Origin of the sequence: Paenibacillus pinistramenti, assembly GCF_005869875.1 — a bacterium.
GTDB classification, from domain to species: domain Bacteria; phylum Bacillota; class Bacilli; order Paenibacillales; family Paenibacillaceae; genus Fontibacillus; species Fontibacillus pinistramenti.
Map to the genome: position 1 here is coordinate 196,139 of NZ_VAWG01000004.1, position 21,275 is coordinate 217,413.

A 21,275-nucleotide genomic window follows, 5' to 3' on the forward strand; every position below is an offset into this window, starting at 1 on the left:
TGGCGGCAGTGAGGGGGAGGTGCCGGGTACGTGCTCTTTGTGCTTAAAATGATTACCAGAATGGGGCAGATGCGCAATACCTCCATCGCCCTCATTGCTGCCGGGTTTATCCTGCTGAGCGCGACGGCTGCCTTCGCCTTGGAGCCGGCTACCTTCGGCAGCTGGTTCAATGCCCTGTACTGGGTGCTGACGACCATGGCGACGGTAGGGTATGGGGATTATTTTGCCAAGACGCCTGCGGGAAAAGGGTTCACGATCTTCCTGTATATCTTCGGGATCGGGCTGCTCAGCCTAATTATCGGCAAGGTGATTGATTTGGTTGCAAGTCTTCAGCGGCAGAGAGGGGCGGGGACATTGACCTTCCGCGGAACGAACCATATGATTCTGATCAATTGGAGCCGGAAAGCGCGGGCTGCGGTAGAGGAGATTCTGGCCTACTCGCCTGACATGCCTATCGTCATTATCGACGAATCGGACCGCCATCCGATGGAGCACCTGCACCAGGTGCATTTTATCAGCGGGGACCCCGCGCTGGATGCGGTATTGGAGAAAGCCAATCTCAAGGGGTGCCGGGCGGCGATTATTTTTGCAGATTCGAGGATTGAGGAGACATCGCTCATTGACGGCAAGTCGCTCCTTATCGTCTCCAGCATTGAGCGCCTGGCTCCCCATGTGCATACCACGGTTGAGATTACGCAGGAGAAGAATATCCGGAACTTCCAGCACGCGCAGGTGAATGAATTTGTGCTGTCCCATGACGCGATCTCCCGGCTGGCGGTCAGGTCCGCCCTGCAGGAGGGCAGCCCTGACCTGATCCAGCAGCTGCTGAGCCGCAGTTACGGCGACGACATCTATGAGATTCCGGTGCAGTCCGGCTGGCGGACTTACGGGGAAGCGTTCCAGGCGCTGCTCCAGCAGGGGGCGACCCTGCTGGCGGACCGCAGCGATCTTGGCATCAACCGCAGGCTGAACGAGCCGATTCCGGCGGACGCGCGGCTGTACATCGTGGCGGATGCGGAGACGTACAGGCGGATCGCCGGGAAGTAAGCGGAGCTGCGGCGTGTGTGCAGCCCGCGCTTTCGCCCGCGGCCCGGCCGAGCCGGGGCATGCGGAGCAATAAACAAAGAAGGCTGTCCCGGGCGTGAGGCCCGGCGGACAGCCTTCTTTGTGTGATTTTTCCAGGGCAGGGTTCGCCTCTCGGTTCTTTCAGGACCGGTAACCGAGCCCCAGGCCGAACAGCAGCGCCGTTAACAGGACGGCGGCCAGAATGGCGGGCAGCAGGTTGGCTACCTTAATCTTAGTAAGGCCAAGCAGATTAAGGCCGATCGCCGCAATCAGAATGCCGCCGGCAGCGGTCATTTCAGCGATCATTCCATCCATCAGCGCCTGCGGAACAAAGCGGTTGATCTGCGTGGCGAACAGCGCAATTGCGCCCTCATATAGAAAAACGGGCAGAGCGGACAGCAGCACACCCAGCCCCAGGGTTGACGTCAGAATGACGGCAATAAAGCCGTCCATGACCGCTTTGGTGAACAGCACCTGGTGATTGCCTTTCATCCCGCTGTCCAGCGCGCCGATAATGGCCATCGCTCCGACCACAAACACCAGGCTGGCCGTAATAAAGCCCTGGGCAATGCCGCCCTGCTCGCCGGCGCCCAATCTCCGCTCGACCCAGCCTCCAAGCTGGGAGAACCGCTTGTCCACGTCCCACCACTCGCCAAGCACTCCGCCGGCCACAAGACTGATGAGCACGACGAGGAAATTTTCCGTCTTGAAGGCCATCTGGATACCAAGCACCACAATCGCCAGCCCGATGCCGTTCATTACGGTTGTCTTCATACCTTCCGGAATACGCCTCAGCAGCCGGCCCAGCGCCGATCCGAATACAATTGCTGCCCCGTTAACTAAAGCCCCTAATAATACCATGTGCAAGTACTTCCACCTGTCTGTCTGAATTTGCGTCCTTACCGGTTAAATCTCGTAGGCGGTATGCTGCTTAAGGAAATCCATCCCGTCCGTCTTCCCTTCAAACTCGGCAAAATGATCGCCGTAATGCATCAGCGAAATCATGGATTTGATGGGCTGCGGCAGCGATTTAAGCTCGTCCAGCGTCGTATGCACCTCGCCTTTGCCGGTCAGCTGGCATTCATGAAAAATCCTCCGGACCCCGCGCTCGTCCACGAGCTTCCGGAGCAGCTCCGGCTGAAAGGTCATGTCGGCGCTGTAGAAGATGTCCCCGTTCAGCAGCAGGGAATAGCTGTTCTTCCCCGGCATATGCGGAGTGCGGAACAGTTCAACCGTCAGCCCCTTGAACAGCTCGTAAGGCTGGCCTTCCTGCAGGGGACGCACCTCAAAAAATGCCTCCAGACCATCCACGCCGTCTTCGCCCATGGCGCCTTTCAGGGTGTTCTCCCACAGCCGCTGCACCAGCGTATCGGCAATGTAGAGAACCGGGCGTTTGTTATAAACAAACTTGCATTGATAGGCGAACTCTTCCAGCCCGCCGACATGGTCGCCGTGAATATGGGTAATCAAGCAGGCGTCGATATCGCCGAAACTTTTGCCGAGCTGATACAGCGAGGCGGGCGCCGTAATCCCGCAGTCGATCATCAAAGTGAAGTTATCGCCAAGCAGCAGGGCGTTGTTGTTGTAATTTTTCTTGGCAAAAGCGTTCCCTGTGCCCAGCATTTGCAGCTGCAGTCCCATGAATGAACCTCCCGGAATGGAAAAATAGGATCCTATCCCGAATAGTAACATAAACGGCCATCCAGCCAAAGCGGGCCAGGTGTATTCAGGGGACATCGGCGGCTCTGGCGACCCTGGCGGCCCTGGCGGCCCAAAAAGAAAGAAGAGCCTGCCGGGGCAGACTCTTCTTGGTTCTCTTATTCGCGCTCACGTATAAAGCAGGGTAATGACCAGCAATTCGTACAGGACAAGGGTCAGAATCATATCATTGTAACCGAATAAGGCTCTCGGCGCGCCGCCATACGGCGTCGGGACCGGAGGCGCAGAATGCGCGGGAACCGCGATTTGCAGCAGTCCCCTGTTGCATCCGACGATCCGCCCGATAAAGACCTCGCCGTCCATGGTTTCGATCTTGACCAGCTGATTATGATGCTGCCGGCAGATCTGCTGAAGCTGATTTTTGACCGTCTTCACTTGCTGAACATAAGGACCATCCGCTTGATACAGCGGCCGCTGCTGATAACCAGGCATTTGCTGATAACTAATGTTCATCACAGCCTTCCCGTCATTTTACTTCATAGATATGAAGGCGGGAGGGCGGTTATTCGGTTAATTCGCGTAATCGTTAAATATCCGGTAAATGACGACAGCCGTCTCGGCTCTTGTTGCTGCCTGGTCCCCGTTAAAATGATTATCCGGGCTGCCCTGCATAATGCCAAGCCCGGTAATCTGGGCGATAGCATCTTTGGCCCAAGCCTGAATTTCGGCCTGATCGGCATAGCCGGAAGTCTGGGCGCCGGTTTGAAGCGGCTGTCCGGAAGCCTGCAGCGCTCTCGCCAGGATTACAGCCATCTCCGAACGCGTAATCGTCTGATCCGGCGCAAAGGTCTGATCGGCGTAACCGCTAATCCATCCTTGCGCGGCGGCAGCTTTCACCGCGTCTTGATACCAGCTTCCAGCCGGCACATCGGTAAATGTGGCCTGACTGCTGCTGCCGGTGCCGGTGGTGGTGCTGGTACTGGTGCTGGTTGTAAGCCCTAAAGCGCGGACCAGCAGGGTCACGAATTCTGCCCGGGTTACCTCTTTGCCCGGCGAGAAGCTGCCTGCTCCTGTACCGGTGATAATCTCTTTGGAAGCCAGAACCTCAATGGCGTTGGCTGCCCAAGGATAATTCAGATTCGTTACATCGGCAAAGCTTGCATGCTTAGCCATAAACATATAGCGGCCGGCCGAGCTTAATTCAGCAGTGACCTCGCCATTCTCAAGATGCCCGGCGTGCAGAATGAGCTGGCCTTGAGGGCTGATTTCGTACAGGTTAATGGTTTCTCCATTGATCCCGCCCGCCTGAAGGGCTTCCAGCGGGATGGAGACGGCAGCCGGCGGATTCAGCGCGGTGCCGCTGATGGCCGAGCTATTTTTATCCAAAATAGAGAACTCATAATAGTCCCCGAGCGGCGTATAGCTGTTATCCAGCTTCAGACCCTCCATCAGCTGTTTGGCCTCGGCTGCTGTTGAAGGCTTGATCTGCGCGAAGGCCGCGTTGTCCGGCAGCGTTCCGCCTGCAGGAAGCGTTACGGTCATGCCGTTCTCCAGTTCCAGCGCTGCCGGCTTGCCCGCTTCCAGAGCTTTCTTCACCGAGCCGTCCGCAGGCTGAGCCGGAGCTGGTGCTGGTGCCGGTGCTGAAGTGCTGGATCCGCCTGTTGAAGGGGATGAAGGTTGAGTGGTAACGGTCACGGGAACCGATACAGTAAGTCCTTCGTAGCTGACTTGTACCGCGGTTTGGCCGACTGCCTGGCCGGTTACCAGACCTTCCTTAACGGAGGCAATCCTTGAATCGGACACGCTGTAGTCTGCTTCATTGGTAACGCTGATTTCCGTTCCGTCAGCATCCTTATAGACAACCTGCAGCTGCCGGCTCTTGCCTTTCTTGACGGAGACGGACTCCGGCTGTACCTTCAGCTCTGGCTGCTCCTGAACGGTAACTTGTGCTGCCGGAACGACATCAACCGCAATAGGATTGCCGTCTTTGTCCATCAGAATCACGCTGCTGAGCTCGAACGTGTATTGTCCGCCAGGCGCCCCGTCAAAATGGAAGGCGGCCAGCGAACCGCTTCCGGTATAACCGTCCGCTTCGTTTAGGCTTTCAAAGAATTCATGCCGGTTGAGGTCATCCCCGTTATCGTAGACGGCTTCGGATACCGTTAAAGGAACCTCCGGATTGAATGCGGCCTGCTGCTCCGTCAGCTCTGGGCTCGGGGTGACCGCGGCCTCACCCAGCTGTTTGCTGTACAGCAGATCAAATTTGGCGGAATACACAGCGTCCGTAACGGCAAAGTTGACGGCAACATCAAAGCCTGCGTTCGGCTCTACCGTTGACGGAGAGGCTGCAGGAGCAACACCGGTGAAGGTATAGCTCACGACATGGGCCGGATTTATATTTCCGTTCCCCGCCAGATCGTACACATAGATCTCAATATTATTCTCCCCAAGGGCAAGAGGCACAGAAATGGTAAAATGCCCCTCATCGTCAACTTTGCCATCGGCTTGTACGAATTCACCATTTGCTTCATACAAGGCGGCGGCTCCGACCACATCGCTTACGGCTAGGCCGCCCTCACCGGTCAGCTCGTCGATCAGCATATCCTGAGTAATCTGACCGGAAATGGTGCCGGCCATGTTCGCTTTATCGACTTCGATTTCCGGGTCGTCCAGCTGAGATTCCGGCGCCTCCGTATCAATCACAAATAGGCCGGCCTCATCTTCAAGCGGAGCAGCATCCTCGTAGCTGTCCCCGGCAAAAGGAATCAGATAATAAACGCCGTCCGGAAGCTTTTGTCCATCCAGAACGCCATCCCAGCCTTCGATTCCATATTGTCCGGGGTAAGCTTCTGCTTCTTCCTCCAGGGTTCCCAGCCAATCCATGCTGGAGGAGAAGACATCCAGGGAGAAATAGCCGGTGTACTTGTTGATATTAAAAAGAATATCGGACGTGTCGTAAACTCCGTCATCGTTAGGCGAGAAGGCAGGCGGAGAGGCCTGCAGGCCGGATACGGTATTGACCTGAGGAGCTTCACCCGCATAGACGGTTATCGGCAGTGCAATGACATCACCGCTGGAGGAATCGGTCAACATCAGCTTCCCTTCATAAAGCTGGTCCGCTGCGGCACTGCCGGACATGTTTACCGTTGCTGTGAAAGAGGCATCCCCGCCTGGAGCCACCTCTACAAGAGACTGGGACAAGGTGATGTCGGCTGCGCCGGCTGCCTCGCCATACCAGGAAGATGAAATCGTATAGGTTGAGGCTGAACCGGAAAGATCCTTAATCTCTACTGTACGCTGGGCGCTGGTTCCTTTAGCGACATAGCCCAGAGAGAGGCTTCCGGTATGATAAGCGGCAGATACCTGATTCTCCACCGCGTCTGTCGTCTGCTGGACCATTGCGATCGCTTTGGCATCCATGACCTGATTCAGGTCGATCCGGCCGGCGCCTTGATCCATATAGGAATAGCGGCTGCCGCTCCGGTCGTTCATGGACACGGCGTTGTTCATGATCAGAGACTTGATCTCATCCGGTGTAAGCTCCGGATATTTCTGCCTGATCAGGGCAGCGGCCCCGGCAATATGCGGTGCAGCCATACTGGTTCCGCTTTCGGACTCATACCAGCCCTCGTATTCCGGCACGCTGGATACAATGTTCATGCCCGGGGCGGAGATGTCCGGTTTCATCGTATAGGACTGCTTGGCCGGTCCGCGGGAGCTGAAGGAAGCCAGAATGTCCTGTTCGATGACTTGGCTGAGCTCGGCGGTCAGGGCATGGCTGCTTAAAGCAGCCTTGATCTTGTCACCGTCCACCCCGGAAAGTGCATAAACCGGGATGGTAATTCCCCCGCCTTCTACGGTGCCGGTTTCCAGCGCTTCCGGGAGATTGTTATAGATTAGGACGGCGGCGGCGCCGGCCTTCTGTGCATTTGCAGCTTTTTCAGAAAAATTAAATTCTCCGCGTTTAATCAAAGCAATTTTGCCTTTCAGGTTCTTGCCTTTAAAGTCGGCGGCTTTGCCCAAGCCCGCGTCCACCAGCGGGTAGGCGCCCGACAAGCTGTCCAGCCCCGGCGATCCGGCGAAAGGCTCCATGAAGAAGCTTCCATCCTCCATGGGATTAATACGCACGATTGGCGTCTCCTGCGGCGATTTGGAGGCTGCAACGGAAATGGCCATTTCAGAGGTTCCCGGTTCGCCCAGCGTTGCTGTGTCCGGACCGGAGTTGCCTGCCGAAACGACCGGAATTACGCCGGCCAGCGCAGCATTGTTCAGGGCGATCGACTCGGCTGTCTTCTCATTGTTGAAGTCGGAGCCGAGAGAAAGGTTAATGACATCCATTCCGTCCTCTACCGCTTTCTCAATTCCCGCGAGCACATCTTCTGAAGTGCCGCTGCCGTAAGGGCCAAGCACCTTGTAGGCATGAAGCTCGGCTTCAGGTGCTATGCCTTCTACTCCCGGCTTGCCGTCCGCTCCCACATTCTGCCCCGCAATGACCCCGGAGACATGGGTGCCGTGTGAAGTCCAATAAGGACGGCCATCCTCGGTTTCAGGGAGATTCGGATCTTCCTTCTTCGCTTGTTCATAATCCTCTTTGGTAGTTTCATAGGGCTCGTTATCGTCATTTACAAAATCATATCCCCAGTCGCCGGACGGAATGACGGCTTCGAGATCAGGGTGATCTTTGGCGATACCGGTATCAATCACGCCGACCTTGATGCCTTCGCCTTTCTCGCCGTCCTCCCAGAACGAATCGCTGCCGATAAACTGGGTGCTGCTCTCCATGGCAGCGGCGGCAGCAGCATCCCCGTCATCTGCGGTAGCATATACCGTGTTATTCGGGTAAATGGCTTTTACTCCCGGCAGAAGCAGAAGCTCATCCACCTTGTTGGCAGGGAGGGTCAAGGAATAACCGTTAAAAATACCGGAGTACTCGCGGTTAAACTCAACATCAAGCTTATTTAAGGCCTGGGCCTTAAAGGTTCTCTGCTCCGAATCGATAATGGATTCCTGAGACTGCACGCTCAGCTTCGAACGGAGCTTGCTTCTCTGCGCTTCAAATACTTTCACGGGTTCTTCCTGAAGTTCAACTATAACGGAAATAAGGGCTTGGCTGTCTGAAGATGCAACGAAGTTTTGAGGTTCACTGCTTTGAGGTTCAGTGTCTGAATCTGAAGATTGAGGGGGAGCTTGGGTTCCGATTTCTTGGGTTACGGTATCCTGCTTCTCGATAGTGAGTCCATTATTGTCCGAAGTCTGCCTGGAAGCCGTGGGGCGGCTCAGTGCTTTATCCTGCAGACCGGCCTTATCCTTCAGGTCTAATGCGCCTGATGACAGCACCTGGCTGTCCAATTGGGATATAACCTTCCGGTCTCCGTTTGCGGCCTGTGTTCCGCTCTGCTGACCAGCGTCCTGCTGCGCGCCTGCTCCCGGCAGGGCCAGCGTGAAGGCCAGCAGAAAGCTTACAATTCCTGCGATGATTCTCCTGCTCAAACTCTCATCTCCCTCTACGATTATAGTGGCGTGTAAGCAAAGGTGACTCCTAAATAAATACTCTATCTTTTTGTCAAAATCCTCTTCATTTTTGCAAAAATATAGAATTAGTGAAAATATTACAATTTCTTACACGTTTCTGCGCACTCTGTACAAACGGGGAGGAGCGGCCCCGCGGCACGATATCAAGGACGCTAAAAAATTAAAGACGCAAAAAATTAAGGATACAAAAAAGCTCTTCCCTATGTGGAAAGAGCTTTTCATGCCTGTTAACCCGGGAACCCTCCCAGCTTCGAAGCCTGCAATAGAATAACACATGCAGCTGCCAGCAGCAGCACGATGGCCGGAATCCTGTGCAGAAAGGGATCGCGGTTGCGGATATGCGTGATCAGCGCGAACAGCATCATGAAGCCGAACCAGATGCCGCCGAGGACCGACCAGCTGGGCGCCCAGAAGCCGGCTGTCAGCAAAGCTGCGCCGATCAGCTGCATCAGCCCCGTTACCACCCGGAACCACTGGGGTAAGCCCATTTTACGAAAATTGTCCACTTGGCTCCGCAGCCCGCAGACCTTGGCCAGCCCGGAGCCGAGAAATGAGGCCAATAGTAGAATTTCAAGCAGGATCGCTGCTGTCTTCATCGGATAAACCCCCGTATCTCATAGTTTCATAGAATCATTTTTACCTAGAAGCCGTACTGCCTCTCTATGATAAAGGATAGAGTCCGAGGGAACAATGGGAGAGAGGACAGCCTTTAAGGGGCCTGCCCGGCTCGGCCCGGCCCGTCCTCCAGCAGGGAATCTTTAGGGTTGCAAAATCATCAAAAAACATGCAGAATATAGAAAGTATAATTATGTAATTAACTAACGAAATTTTAGTTAAATAGATCAATGAAATAGAGGAGGAATTATTCATGGAAATAGGACTTAGTACTTTTGTCGAGACAACGCCCGATCCGAAGACCGGGGAGGTAATCAGCCACGCGCAGCGCCTGCGCGAGGTGGTAGAGGAGATTATTTTAGCCGATGAGGTCGGGCTGGATGTCTTTGGCGTCGGGGAGCATCACCGCGAGGATTACGCGGCCTCCAATCCGGCGATTGTGCTGGCTGCCGCGGCTCCGCAGACCAAGCGCATCCGGCTGACAAGCGCGGTGACGGTCTTGTCCTCGGCCGATCCGGTCCGCGTCTTTCAGGACTTTGCAGCGCTGGACGGCATTTCAAACGGCCGGGCGGAAATTATGGCGGGGCGGGGCTCCTTCATTGAATCGTTCCCGCTCTTCGGCTACGACCTGAACGACTATGACGAGCTGTTTGACGAGAAGCTGGAGCTGCTGCTCAAGATCCGGGAGTCTGAAAAAGTCACCTGGAAAGGCGGGCACCGCCCCGCCATCAACAACCTGGGCGTATATCCGCGCCCGGTTCAGGAGCCTCTGCCTGTGTGGATTGGCAGCGGCGGCAATCAGGAGTCCGTGGTCCGCGCAGGCCTGCTTGGCCTGCCGCTCGTGCTGGCGATTATCGGCGGCAGTCCGGTGCAGTTCGCTCCGCTTGTAGACCTGTATAAACGGGCCGCGGCCCATGCCGGGCACGATGTCTCCAAGCTTCCGGTGGCGTCCCACTCGCACGGGTTTGTGGCCGAGGAGACTGGGCTGGCCGCGGATAAGTTCTTCCCTTCCACCCAGGCGGCGATGTCCAAGCTGGGCAGGGAGCGCGGCTGGGGCCGTTACGACCGGGCCGCGTTTGATGCGGCGCGCAGCGCCCAGGGGGCGCTGTATGTCGGCGATCCCGAGACGGTGGCGAACAAGATTATCCACCTTCGCAAGCATGTCGGCATTACCCGCTTTATGCTGCACACGCCGGTCGGCACCATGCCTCATGCCGAGGTAATGAGATCCATCGAGCTGCTCGGCAGGGAAGTCGCCCCGCGTGTGCGCGAGGAAATCGCCAAGTGGGAAGCCGAAGGCGGAGCGAAATAAAAAATAAGCTTGATCGAAATAAGCTTCAATAACCAAGCGTTCCGGCAGTCCGGGGAGCCTCCATAACCTTTTACAGGGAGGGGGAATTCGGCTCCCGGGCGCTTTTTTCTTTTTCCGCTGGATGCCCTGTTGTTTGTTATACTGAAGGAACCTGGAATAGCGAGAGAGGAATAAGTCGCGAAGCAGATGAAGGGATAGTGAGGGGAGGGTTTTTGTGCAGATGAACATAGACAATAACCTGGGCACTTATGCGCAGACTGAGCGGTACTGGGAGAAGTATCAGCACTTTTTTCCTGAAGAGCTGCGCATCCATGACGGCTGTCAGCCGGTTGAAGAGTGGTGGAACCGGAAGGACGGCAGGATTCATATCGACCGGTGGCCGGCAGCGGACTCCAGCCTAAAGGTGATCCTGATTCATGGCGCTGGCGGAAACAGCAGACTGCTGGCGCCCTATGCGCGGATGCTTCAGCTCCACGGCTATGAGACAGCCGCCCCTGATCTGCCGCCTTACGGGCTAAGCGGGGTACACTCGCCCAAAATGCTCAGCTACCCCTACTGGATTGAACTCTTAACCGATTTGATCCAGCGGGAAGCGGAACGGGACGGGAAAGCCGTTGTCCTGCTGGGCGTCAGCATTGGAGGGATGCTGGCGTATCATACGGCCGCAGCCGCGAAGAATGTCAAAGGGTTAATCGCCACGACCTTCGCCGATACCCGTGATCCGGCGGTCCGCGACCAGCTTGCCCCTAACCGGCTGATCAGCCGCGCTGGCAAGAGGGCGATGGATGCTCTCCCATTCCTGCTGGATTCCATTCAGCTGCCGGTCAACCTGGTTTCCAGGATGAAGCATATCTCGAATAATCCCCGGCTGGCTTCACTCATCATGGACGATCCGCGGGCGGCAGGCATAAGAATGCCTGTGCAATTCTTAAGAACCTTCATGAGCTATAAGCCCGCCGTCAATCCGGAAAGCTTTGATAAATGCCCGGTGCTGCTGATCCACCCTGAGCTGGACCCCATGACGCCCTACCCTCTGAGCGAGGCCTTCTATAAGCGGCTGCAGGGCACCAAGCAGTGCGTGATTCTGGAGGGCGCGGGGCATCTGCCTATTGAACAGCCGGGTTTGGATCAGATGAGGACGGCTGTGCTTTCTTTTTTGAATACGTTAAAATAATGATTCCGTGCCAAGCTCACATTCGGCCCTCTATACCTGACAACTTTGCATAGAAAGAAGGCGCTAATTTGAACCGCAAGCTTTATTTGGCCCTGATTCTCCTGAGCCTGATCTGGGGAGGATCATTCATGTTTGTAAAAATCCTGCTGGAAGACTACGGCCCCTGGGCCGTGGCCTTCCTCCGCTCCTCCTTCGGGCTGGTTCTGATCACCGCCGTCATGCTGGTCATGCGGCAGCCCTTCGGGCTCAAGGACATCCGCTGGCTGCCGATGGCCGTCATCTCGCTGATCAACACCGCGGTGCCCTGGACGCTGATCGGCTTCAGCGAAACGCACCTGACCAGCGGCATGGCTTCGATCCTGAACGCGACGACTCCGCTTTGGACGATGGTTATCGGCGTCGTGCTGTTCCAGACGGCTACCACCCGCAGACAGTGGTTCGGCATGGGAGTGGCCCTGTTCGGGCTGGTGCTCCTGGTCGGCCTGCGGACCAGCTCCCTGTCTTCGGTCGATCCGCTCGGGTTGCTCTGCATGCTCGGCGCTACCTTGTGCTACGGCTTCGGAACGCAGCTGACCAAGCGGTTCCTGCCGTCGCTGACCTTGTATCAGACCACGTTCGGCACGTTGGTGTCCGCGATGGTGGGGAGCGGAATTATGGCTTTCTCCACGGAGCGGGTATCCTTCGCCCCTCTGGCGTCCCTGCCGGTTATCAGCGCGGTCGTCGGCCTGGGGGTGTTCGGCTCCGGTGTAGCTTACATTCTCTTCTACTTCATGGTGCAGAAGGGAAGTCCCGAATTTGCCACCATGGTCACCTATCTGGTGCCGGCCACGGCGCTGATCTGGGGCTTTACGCTGCTGGGCGAGGCGGTGAGCTGGAACATGGTAGCCGGCCTGCTCTTTATTCTGGGCGGCGTCTATCTGGCAGGCAGCCGGAGCCGGAAGGCAGCCCCCGGCTTAGAACGGGGAATCAAGACCGTTAGGACAGGTTCCAAATAAGAAACCATGGCTCCCGGGAGGGCGGCCATGGTTTTAGTTTTTTTACTATTCAAAATTTATTATCCTTCAAAATCCTCCAGGACCAGCTTGCCGATCATCCGGTTCTCCTCGACTTTAAGGTGCGCCTTCCGCAGGTTGGCGGCGTTGATCGGAGAGAGCGTCTCGGATAGCGTGGATTTGATCCGGCCCTGCTCAATCCAGTCCGCCAGCTCGTTCAGCAGAAAATGCTGCTCGATCATGTCCGGCGTTTCGTATTTGGAGCGGGTAAACATGAATTCCCAGGCGAAGGTGACGCTTTTATTTTTCAGGAGGGTCAGGTCAAGCGGTTCTGCGGTTTCGACAATGGAGCAGATCCGGCCCAGCGGCTTAATGACCGCCTCCATGGCCTTCCAGTGCTTCTCCGTGCTGTGCAGGCACAGAATGTAATCCACCGAATCCATGCCATGCTGCTCCAGCTGGGAGCGGAAGTCCTCATAGTGGCTGATCACAATAGATGCGCCGTGTTCCCGGACCCACTGCTCGGTCTCCGGACGCGAAGCGGTGCCGATGACGGTAAGTCCGGCTTCGCGCGCCAGCTGCAGCGCAATGGAGCCGACGCCTCCGGCAGCACCGATAATGAGCAGCTTTTTGCCCTGGTTGTCTGCCTTCTCTTTGGAGATGGCGAGCCGTTCAAATAAGGCCTCCCATGCAGTAATGGCGGTTAACGGCAGGGCGGCGGCTGCGGCGAAATCGAGATTTTTCGGCTTGCGGCCTACAATCCGTTCGTCCACCAGATGAAACTCGCTGTTGCCGCCCGGGCGGATCAGGCTTCCGGCGTAATACACCTCGTCTCCGACATTAAACAGGGTGCTGTGTGAACCGGCCTGCTCAACAATTCCGGCGACATCCCAGCCCAGAATCTTTGGCGATTCCTCTACTCTGGCTTTAGGAGCTCTTACTTTAACGTCAACCGGGTTGACGGAAATGGCCTTCACGCGGACCAGCAGGTCGCGGCCGGCCGGAACCGGCTTCTCCACCTGGAGATCGAGCAGGCTTTGTTCATCCTCAGCGGGCAGGTAGCGGTGCAATCCAACAGCTTTCATCATTTCAGGTGCTTGCTCAGTCATTGTAAGTCCACCTTTCGAGGGTTGAATTTGATGTATATTCCTATCCAGTAATTGTCTTGAATTAAATATATGTGATATAGTTTGAACGAACAAGTACACACATTTATGTTATATAGTATCAATAAGTATACTGTTGGAGGATGGCTGCTTATGAGAAATAGGGTCAGCGGATACGGCGCATGCCCGAATGAGGAAGGCTGCCCGGTTGAATACACGCTGGATGTGATTGGCGGCAAGTGGAAGGGCGTTATTTTGTATCACCTGCTGGACGGGAAGAAGCGGTTTAACGAATTGAGAAGAATCTGTCCGACGATCACCCAGCGTATGCTGACCCTGCAGCTTCGCGAGCTGGAAAGGGACGGAATTGTAGACCGGATCGTGTATCAGCAGGTTCCGCCGAAAGTGGAATATATGCTGACCGAATTCGGCATGACGCTTGCGCCGATCATTACGGCGATGAAGGCGTGGGGAGAAACCTACAAGAGCCGGGCCTTAGAAGCAGAAGCAGAAGCAGAAGCAGAAGCAGAAACAGAAACAGAAACAGAAGCGGGAGTGGAAGCTGCCATCGAAATGGAATAAGCAGGTCCGGCTTTGCCCTTCACCTTTCCGTCAGCGGGAGTGGGGGCTTTTTCCTTTGGCAAGAATAGTAAGAAAGAGATAGGCGCAGCAAGCTCAAAATAGGCTTTTTCCAGCCTGTGCATTAAAAATAATTTAAAATTTTCACGAAAAACGATTTGAATCCTATATAATTAGTAATATAACAATATTTGAATAAAGCGATATATAGATAAGGAGGAATGGTGTATGCCGGATTCTTACCCGCTTTCCGAAATGGAAATGAAGGTGACCTGGGGCGATTGTGACGCGGCAGGCATTTCGTATTATGCAAGAACGTTTGACTGGTTCACGAATGCGCGGATGAAGCATCTTGCGGATTACGGACTGCCTTATATGCCGACCTTTCACGACCTGGGCATTGCGCTGGTCTGCCTGAAGGCGGATTGTGAATACAAGAAAATGGTTCGGCCGGAAGAGGTGATTACGGTACATACTTCGTTAACGGTGCTCTCGCGCACCCGGATGGCTTATCAATACAAGATTTTCAAGCAAAACGGGGATTTGGTGGCAGAGGGGACAACCTCGCACGCCTGCGTCGATCTGGAGGGGAACCCTTTCAACCTGAAGCGCCGTTATCCGGAGCTGTGGGAGCAGCTTATGGAGAAGTGGCCTGTGTTTAAAGAGCCGGAGACGGCGGAGTAGAAGGGGATGGAGGCAAAGTGCCTAAAGAAGCGAAAGACAGAATCGTCATTACCGGCATGGGGGCTGTAACCCCTCTCGGCATTGGCGTGGACAACTACTGGAACGCTTTGAAAAAGGGTGAAACCGGCATCGGCCGGCTCAGCCGTTTTGACGCAAGCGGACTTCCGGCCAAGATCGCCGCAGAGGTCAAGGATTTTGACCCTTTGGCTTATCTGCCGAAGAAGCTTGCCGGGCAAACGGATATTTTTATGCAGTTTGCCCTGATTGCGGCGGAAGAGGCGCTGAAGGACAGCAGGCCTGACGCGGCTCCCGAGCGGATCGGCGTCGTGCTGGGCACTGCGCTGGGCGGCATCTCGACAACAGCCGCCGCCCAGGAGCAGATTACGAGCACCGGCAGCTTCCGGGTCAGCCCGTATCTCGTTCCGAAGATGCTGGGCAACCTTGCGGCCGGGTACATCGGCATCACGCACGGCTTCAAAGGGCCAAGCCTGACGCTCAGCACGGCCTGCTCCTCAGGTGCCGATGCGATCGGCATGGCGGCGATGCTGCTCCGCAGCGGGCAGGCCGACGCGGTCCTGGCCGCCGGCGCAGAGTCCATCCTGTGCCAGCTGATGGACGCCGGTCTGTCTGCGGCGCGCGCGTTGTCGACGCGCAGCGACGAGCCGCAGAAGGCCAGCCGCCCGTTTGACCTGAACCGTGACGGGTTCGTCATGGGCGAGGGCGGCGGAGCGCTGATGCTGGAGACGCTGGAATCCGCGCTGCGCCGGGGCGCGGACATCAAGGCCGAGCTGCTCGGCTATGCCAACAGCAGCGATGCCTATCATGTGACTTCGCCCGAGCCGGAAGGGCGGGGGGCTGTGCTGTGCATGGAGAATGCGCTGCGCCAGGCCGGAATCCAGCCTTCGGACGTGGATTACATCAACGCGCATGCGACCTCTACCAAGCTTGGCGACCAGATTGAGACCAAAGCGATCAAGGCGCTGTTTGGCGAGCATGCTTACCGGCTTGCCGTCAGCTCGACCAAAGGGGCCACCGGCCACTTAATGGGCGCAGGCGGCGTAACGGAGCTGATTGCCTGCATCCAGACAATCCGGGAGGGCATCGTGCCGCCTACGCTGAACTATGAAACGCCGGACCCGGACTGCGATTTGAACTACGTGCCCAATACGGCGCAGCATCGGACAGTGAATGTGGCGATGTCCAATTCGTTCGGCTTCGGCGGGCAAAATGCTTCGCTGATCGTCGGCCGATTTGACGCCGGACAGAGCTGATAGAGATTGGATACGGATCAGAAGGGAGAACTATCGTGGAATACACCTATGACGCTTCCATGTTCAAAGAGACCTTTGAACACGAATATACTTATATCAAAGGATTTATGCGCAACACACACCGGTTTGCGGACCGCCCGGCCGTCACCTGCACCCAGCGCGAGCGTACCTGGAGCTACGCCGAGCTGAACCAGGAAGTCAATAAGCTGGCGAACGCGCTGCTGGCCGATGGCGTAAGCAAGAATGAGGTCGTTACCTATCAGCTGCTCAACTCGGTTGAATTTGTGTTCAGTTACCTGGCACCGCAGAAGCTCGGGGCGATCAACTCCCCGATTAACTTCCGCCTCTCTCCGGGAGAGACCGCCTACATTCTGGATGACAGCAAGCCCGCCGTGTACATCTACGATGCGGAGATCAAGGAGATTGCGCTGAAGGCTTTGGAGATGGCTTCCCACAAGCCGCGCCGCATCCTCATGGTTGACATTACGGGGAACGCGAAGGTGCCGGAGGGTCATATGAAGATGGCCGATTATTTGGCAGGCCAGTCCGAGAAAGAGCCGCAGACCGGTGTACGTCCCCACATTTACGATGAGAATACCCGCCTGTATACGTCCGGCACAACCGGCAGACCGAAAGGCGTGCCGCTGAACAACATCAATGACGTGCTGTCCGCTCATGACGTAGCGATGCATTTTCCTTTAAGTCCCGTTGATAAAACGATGAACATGAGCCCCTGGTTCCACCGCGGCGGCATCCACTCCGGCGGGCCGAACCCTACGCTGTACGTAGGGGGCGAAGTGGTCATTCTCCGCTATTTCCATCCCAAGACCACGCTTGAACTCGCCGAAAAATACGGCATCACCTTCCTGATCGGCGCACCGCCGATGCTGAAGATGCTCCACGACAGCCAGCTGAAATCCCCGTCCGATTTGTCCAGGCTGAAAGGAATCGTCACGATGGGCGCGCCGCTGGAGCGCGAGGACTGCATCAAATACCAGAAGGTGCTGACTCCGAATATCTTCAACGGTTACGGGACTACGGAGGCCTTCTGGAATACATTCCTGCGCCCTTATGACCTGCCTGGGATGGCAGGCTCAGCCGGCCGCTCCTGCACCGATGACGACATGGCAGTCGTGAAGGTCTACCCGGACCGCCGGGCCGAGCCGGATGACGTCGTCGCCAAGGACGGCACCGAGGTCGGGGAGATTATTGTCAAAGCCCCGGCCAAAACGACCTATTCTTACGTCAACAACCCTGAAGAGAGCGAGAAGGTGTTCTACAAAGGCTGGATCTACATTGGCGATATGGGCACCTGGGATGAACAGGAGTTCGTGACGGTCGTAGGCCGCAAGAATGATATGATCGTCTCCTCCGGGGAAAATATTCACCCTGTCCAGATCGAAGAAATCCTGAACCAGCACCCGGGCGTCAAGGAGTCCGTGGTGGTCGGCGTGCCGGACGAGCTCCGCGGCGAAGCTGTGACGGCCTATATCGTCAAAGCCGATCCCGCGCTGACCGCCAGGGAGCTGAACAAATACTGCAGCAATCACCCGATGCTGGCGGCTTACAAGAAACCCCGGTACTACCGCTTTATCGACGAGCTTCCTTACACCGCGACCGGGAAGAAGAAGCACTTCGTCGTGAAAGCGATGGCGGCTGAGGACCAGAAAAACGGGCTGCTGGAGAGATAATTACGATTTACGATAACGATATCGATAATGATAACGATCGCTCGCCTGTACAATCCGGCGCTTCGTGATTCATCCCTAATCCATAGAAAGGACTCCCGCTTTCGGCAGGAGTCCTTCTCATTATCCAAATCTTCCCATCCCAATCGCCCCGGCCGAAACTTTATCCAAATTCTGGCGTTTATTTCTTTGCCTGAGCAAATTTTTGGAAAAGGTGGATATGGATGAAGATCTTGCTTAAAGCCCTTCTCTGTTTAACCTCTATTGCCCTGGCTGCCGGGGCAGGGATGGAGGTCCCGCCGGCCCTGGCAGATAACGGCTCCGTCTCTTCTTATATCGGGGAGAACTATGGCACGGATGCGGCTGTCAAGGCCATCCAGCCCTCCTGGTCGGCAGCAATGGATCCTTCAGACCCTTACTCTAATCTGTCTAAAGGCTGGGCCGCGGCTGCTGACGGGAAAGCCTACGTGATTGCCAAAGGACAGCTCACGGCGGTTTCTGTTAAGACAGGCAAGCCGGTCTGGCGGTTTGGCCGCAATCTGAATCCGGGTCCTCCGGTATACCGGAACGGGAGCCTTTATGTGAGCGCAGAGGATGGAACGATTTATGCCGTTAACGCCAAGTCCGGCGGGAAGATCTGGTCTTCTTCCATTAAGCAGAAGGATATCCGGCAAATCGATTTTACGAAAGATCAGCTGCTTGTGTTGAGTGACCATCTGTCGGCTTACCGTTTATCGGATGGCAGATTCCAGTGGAAAGATCAATACGAATGGCCTTTAACAGGCGGGAAGATCTGGTTAAGCGGGGACGTGATCCTTGAACAGCATCAGGAATCAGGGGCATATATGTATGATAAGACTTTAGCCATTAACCGTACTAACGGGAAAATAATGTGGAGCGCCCAAGATCTCGGCGAGCCATTAAGCATGACGGACAGCTCGTTCCTGGTTCAGGTTCCGGGCACTCTGTTTGAACAGCAGCTGCTTACAACCCTTCAGAAGATTGATCTCAAAACGGGGAGGGTTATATCGGAAACGGAATATAATCCTGAAAACATCCCTGCCGGTACAGAAGGAGCTCAGCCATCTGTAGGCAAAGTCTTTGTGGCCGGGGACCGGATTTATATCTCCTTCGGACATAAGGTATATGCTTATCCGCTCAATTCCGACCCGGCCAAAGCCAAAAAGGATCTCTACTGGGTAGAGGGAGGCCGCAAGGATTTCACTTGGGCAGCGGGACCTTACGGAGACCGGATCTTTTTTGTCGGATTAGACAATAGGGAGATCTACGGCGTCAAATTCGCTGATAAAATGTCCGTGTCCTACAATCAGGCGGTCACCAATCCGATTGCCCGGTTTGACCTGCTTGGCAATGGCCTTTATATCGGCCAGACAGACGGCATTTTCCGGGCGGTAAATCTCTCTGCGGCTAAGCCGGTGCTTCAGCTGTCTGTCCCGGGCAGAAACTACGGGCCAACGCTGCGTGAGAGCGGCATGATTCTGGTGCAGGTCCAGGGCAAACTGCTGGCGTTTCCGGAGCCGGCAGCGCTCAAGTAGCGCTCGATTAGACTCAATTAACGCTCGATTAACAATCAGGCGGAGGATATTAAAGGGTGTCCCAAAGTCATAAAAATGACGGGGACACCCTGTTCCTGCCCAGGCGACAGCGGATTTCCGGCTTTGCTGACTTCCTTCGGCAATATTGCAGCTATGTTTCCACGTGGAACGTTTTTGCTGTCGAAGCCCGCCGACGTTTGGCGGGAATTTGAACGCTTCCGGCTCACGGGAGCTCGGATTGGGGCGATTTTTCCCACAGGAAAATAGAGGATTATTATCAAATTATCGGAGTTACAGCTAGTCTTCCATAAATAACCTGCTATTATAATAGGGTACGGCAAGACACATGTCCTGGACCCCAGGTCAATGGCAAAGCGTGAACTCAATTGGAGCAGGTGAAGATGGAGCAGCAATTATTTATCTATGTGGCGGCTATTGTCCTGGGAGGCGTCATCAGCCTTTCTTTAGGTTTCTATTCACTCTTCAGGCTGTTGAATGCGCCGGGCGGCCGGTATTACATGATCTCGGCATTCCTGGCGTCTTCTTTTAACTTCGCTTATCTATTCGAATTGACGAGCTCGTCTTTATCCGGGATCAAATTCTGGCTTAAGGTGGAGTATCTCTTTCTGCCGCTCATTCCGCCGGTTATTTTATTAATGTGCTGCACTTATGTCGGAATGAGGATCAGGAGGCGTGTCATTTATCTGCTGCTTGTGATTCCGATCTCTACGATTCTTATGCAGACGACGAATGACTGGCACCATTTCTATTACACGTCGGTATCCCTTAGAGCTGACGCTCCTTTCCCGGTGGCGAAGATTGAGCATGGTCCTTATTTTTATGTGTATTTTGTATTTACCTATTCGTGTTTTGCATCAGGGATCATGATTCTGCTCAGCCAGCTTGGCAAAGTGCTCATGCGGTTCAGGCTGCAGATTCTGGCCATGGTGGCCGGCATTTTGGCACCGACGGTTGCCAGCTTCTTCTACGTGGGGGATATGAGTCCTTACGGGATTGACCTCGGTCCTGTCTTTATGAGCTGCTCCTTCATCTTCCATGCGGTTGCGCTGCTTCGTTACCAGATGTTTAATGCTGCGCCGATTGCCAGGGATAAGGTGTTTGAGAGTATGAAGGAAGGCGTCATTGTCCTCAGCGAGGACGACAAAATCGTGGACTTCAACAATGCGGTCCGAGGCGTCATCCCGCAGATGAGCGCGGAGTTGATCGGCCGTCCGCTCGCGGAGGCATTGAGGGACAATGAAGCGCTGGCTGCTGTCCTTGCGGCGGGCGTGGAATGCGATGCAGAGCATATTCAGGGCCGTGTGACCCGGCATTATCATATCTTATTTTCTACCATTATCAACAAAAATGGCACCAAAATGGGCCGCATCGTTACCTTTGTGGATATGACCGAGCGGGTCTCCATGGAGCAGCGGCTCAAATACCTTGCCAGCACGGACAGCTTGACGAGACTGTTTAATAAAACGGCTGTGTTCAACCGGTCGGAGGAGCTGCTGAAGGGGCTGCCGCACTCCCCTTACAGCTTCTCTTTCTCGGTCATCATGTTCGACATCGACTATTTCAAGCAGATCAACGATACGTACGGCCATGAAGCCGGCGATCAGGCGCTGATTCATTTATCGCTTATTATCCGGGAGAACCTGGGCGATTCTGCCCTGGCGGGCCGCTACGGCGGCGATGAATTCATTATCTGCATGCCGCATACGGAAGTCTCCGAGGCAGGGGAGCTGGCCGAATGTATCCGCAGGAAGGTGGCGGAGAGCAGCCTTTCCGTTGGGGAGTCAAGAATTTCGATGACCTCCAGCTTCGGCATTGCCCATACTGCAGGTTTGACAGGAGGCAGCGGCGAGGCGATGCAGCAGCTTGTCCGGCAGGCCGATGACGCGCTCTATGAAGCCAAGCGCAGAGGGAGAAACCGCGTCTGCGTGTATGAGCAGAGGGACAAAGGGGTGCGGCCCAGCAGGCAGCCATAACGGCCATAAGAACATAAATAAAGAAGCTGGACCGGTTAACGGCCAGCT

At 55.5% G+C, this 21,275-nt stretch carries 16 protein-coding genes; 10 read left to right on the forward strand and 6 right to left on the reverse strand.

Annotated features, from left to right (window positions below; translation table 11 throughout):
• Nucleotides 1–48: 48 nt before the first annotated feature.
• Nucleotides 49–1,047 (forward strand): potassium channel family protein, encoded by a 999-nt coding sequence (locus FCN15_RS07885; RefSeq protein WP_238996559.1) that lies wholly within the window; start codon nucleotides 49–51, stop codon nucleotides 1,045–1,047.
• A 159-nt stretch (nucleotides 1,048–1,206) separates the two neighbouring features.
• On the opposite strand, the gene FCN15_RS07890 is transcribed toward FCN15_RS07885, so the two are convergent.
• The 5 genes from FCN15_RS07890 to FCN15_RS07910 form a co-directional block, all read right to left on the reverse strand.
• Nucleotides 1,207–1,926 (reverse strand): DUF554 domain-containing protein, encoded by a 720-nt coding sequence (locus tag FCN15_RS07890; protein ID WP_138494544.1) that lies wholly within the window; start codon nucleotides 1,924–1,926, stop codon nucleotides 1,207–1,209.
• Between the two features lie 45 nt (nucleotides 1,927–1,971).
• Nucleotides 1,972–2,706 (reverse strand): MBL fold metallo-hydrolase, encoded by a 735-nt coding sequence (locus FCN15_RS07895; protein WP_138494462.1) that lies wholly within the window; start codon nucleotides 2,704–2,706, stop codon nucleotides 1,972–1,974.
• Nucleotides 2,707–2,892: 186 nt separating this feature from the next.
• Entirely contained in the window at nucleotides 2,893–3,237 is a 345-nt protein-coding gene (locus FCN15_RS07900) for a hypothetical protein (RefSeq protein ID WP_138494463.1), read from the reverse strand.
• Between the two features lie 57 nt (nucleotides 3,238–3,294).
• Nucleotides 3,295–8,214 carry a S8 family serine peptidase gene (locus FCN15_RS19610; protein ID WP_138494464.1) on the reverse strand — a complete coding sequence of 1,640 codons (4,920 nt, stop codon included), beginning with the start codon at nucleotides 8,212–8,214 and terminating at the stop codon, nucleotides 3,295–3,297.
• 269 nt (nucleotides 8,215–8,483) lie between these two features.
• Entirely contained in the window at nucleotides 8,484–8,852 is a 369-nt protein-coding gene (locus tag FCN15_RS07910) for a DoxX family protein (RefSeq protein ID WP_138494465.1), read from the reverse strand.
• 272 nt (nucleotides 8,853–9,124) lie between these two features.
• Between FCN15_RS07910 and FCN15_RS07915 the strand changes: the two genes are divergently transcribed.
• From FCN15_RS07915 to FCN15_RS07925, 3 genes are all read left to right on the forward strand, one after another.
• A complete protein-coding gene (locus tag FCN15_RS07915) occupies nucleotides 9,125–10,183 on the forward strand; it encodes an LLM class flavin-dependent oxidoreductase (protein WP_138494466.1) in 1,059 nt (352 codons plus the stop codon).
• 220 nt (nucleotides 10,184–10,403) lie between these two features.
• Complete coding sequence (locus tag FCN15_RS07920) at nucleotides 10,404–11,357, forward strand: alpha/beta hydrolase (RefSeq protein ID WP_238996561.1); 954 nt, start codon at nucleotides 10,404–10,406, stop codon at nucleotides 11,355–11,357.
• Between the two features lie 68 nt (nucleotides 11,358–11,425).
• Nucleotides 11,426–12,352 (forward strand): DMT family transporter, encoded by a 927-nt coding sequence (locus tag FCN15_RS07925; RefSeq protein ID WP_138494467.1) that lies wholly within the window; start codon nucleotides 11,426–11,428, stop codon nucleotides 12,350–12,352.
• Nucleotides 12,353–12,411: 59 nt separating this feature from the next.
• On the opposite strand, the gene FCN15_RS07930 is transcribed toward FCN15_RS07925, so the two are convergent.
• Nucleotides 12,412–13,458, reverse strand: a complete 1,047-nt coding sequence (locus tag FCN15_RS07930) for a zinc-binding alcohol dehydrogenase family protein (protein WP_238996563.1) — start codon at nucleotides 13,456–13,458, stop codon at nucleotides 12,412–12,414.
• A gap of 150 nt (nucleotides 13,459–13,608) precedes the next feature.
• On the opposite strand from FCN15_RS07930, the gene FCN15_RS07935 reads away from it, so the two are divergent.
• The 6 genes from FCN15_RS07935 to FCN15_RS07960 all read left to right on the forward strand — a co-directional run bounded on the left by FCN15_RS07935 (nucleotide 13,609) and on the right by FCN15_RS07960 (nucleotide 21,227).
• Nucleotides 13,609–14,037, forward strand: coding sequence for a winged helix-turn-helix transcriptional regulator (locus FCN15_RS07935; RefSeq protein ID WP_138494468.1), 429 nt, complete (start codon nucleotides 13,609–13,611; stop codon nucleotides 14,035–14,037).
• Nucleotides 14,038–14,262: 225 nt separating this feature from the next.
• The gene (locus tag FCN15_RS07940) at nucleotides 14,263–14,718 is read left to right on the forward strand and encodes an acyl-CoA thioesterase (protein WP_138494469.1); all 456 of its coding nucleotides are present in this window, start codon (nucleotides 14,263–14,265) and stop codon (nucleotides 14,716–14,718) included.
• Between the two features lie 17 nt (nucleotides 14,719–14,735).
• Nucleotides 14,736–15,989 (forward strand): beta-ketoacyl-ACP synthase II, encoded by a 1,254-nt coding sequence (gene fabF / locus FCN15_RS07945; protein ID WP_203232102.1) that lies wholly within the window; start codon nucleotides 14,736–14,738, stop codon nucleotides 15,987–15,989.
• Nucleotides 15,990–16,024: 35 nt separating this feature from the next.
• Nucleotides 16,025–17,680, forward strand: a complete 1,656-nt coding sequence (locus FCN15_RS07950; protein WP_238996564.1) for a class I adenylate-forming enzyme family protein — start codon at nucleotides 16,025–16,027, stop codon at nucleotides 17,678–17,680.
• Between the two features lie 221 nt (nucleotides 17,681–17,901).
• The gene (locus tag FCN15_RS07955; protein ID WP_138494470.1) at nucleotides 17,902–19,233 is read left to right on the forward strand and encodes an outer membrane protein assembly factor BamB family protein; all 1,332 of its coding nucleotides are present in this window, start codon (nucleotides 17,902–17,904) and stop codon (nucleotides 19,231–19,233) included.
• Nucleotides 19,234–19,634: 401 nt separating this feature from the next.
• A complete protein-coding gene (locus FCN15_RS07960; protein WP_138494471.1) occupies nucleotides 19,635–21,227 on the forward strand; it encodes a histidine kinase N-terminal 7TM domain-containing diguanylate cyclase in 1,593 nt (530 codons plus the stop codon).
• Nucleotides 21,228–21,275: the final 48 nt, after the last annotated feature.

Coding starts and splice junctions, on each gene's coding strand:
- FCN15_RS07885 (WP_238996559.1), top strand. CDS start 49: ATGATTACCAGAATGGGGCAGATGCGCAATACCTCCATCGCCCTCATT.
- FCN15_RS07890 (WP_138494544.1), bottom strand. CDS start 1,926: ATGGTATTATTAGGGGCTTTAGTTAACGGGGCAGCAATTGTATTCGGA.
- FCN15_RS07895 (WP_138494462.1), bottom strand. CDS start 2,706: ATGGGACTGCAGCTGCAAATGCTGGGCACAGGGAACGCTTTTGCCAAG.
- FCN15_RS07900 (WP_138494463.1), bottom strand. CDS start 3,237: ATGAACATTAGTTATCAGCAAATGCCTGGTTATCAGCAGCGGCCGCTG.
- FCN15_RS07910 (WP_138494465.1), bottom strand. CDS start 8,852: ATGAAGACAGCAGCGATCCTGCTTGAAATTCTACTATTGGCCTCATTT.
- FCN15_RS07915 (WP_138494466.1), top strand. CDS start 9,125: ATGGAAATAGGACTTAGTACTTTTGTCGAGACAACGCCCGATCCGAAG.
- FCN15_RS07920 (WP_238996561.1), top strand. CDS start 10,404: ATGAACATAGACAATAACCTGGGCACTTATGCGCAGACTGAGCGGTAC.
- FCN15_RS07930 (WP_238996563.1), bottom strand. CDS start 13,458: ATGACTGAGCAAGCACCTGAAATGATGAAAGCTGTTGGATTGCACCGC.
- FCN15_RS07935 (WP_138494468.1), top strand. CDS start 13,609: ATGAGAAATAGGGTCAGCGGATACGGCGCATGCCCGAATGAGGAAGGC.
- FCN15_RS07940 (WP_138494469.1), top strand. CDS start 14,263: ATGCCGGATTCTTACCCGCTTTCCGAAATGGAAATGAAGGTGACCTGG.
- FCN15_RS07955 (WP_138494470.1), top strand. CDS start 17,902: ATGAAGATCTTGCTTAAAGCCCTTCTCTGTTTAACCTCTATTGCCCTG.
- FCN15_RS07960 (WP_138494471.1), top strand. CDS start 19,635: ATGGAGCAGCAATTATTTATCTATGTGGCGGCTATTGTCCTGGGAGGC.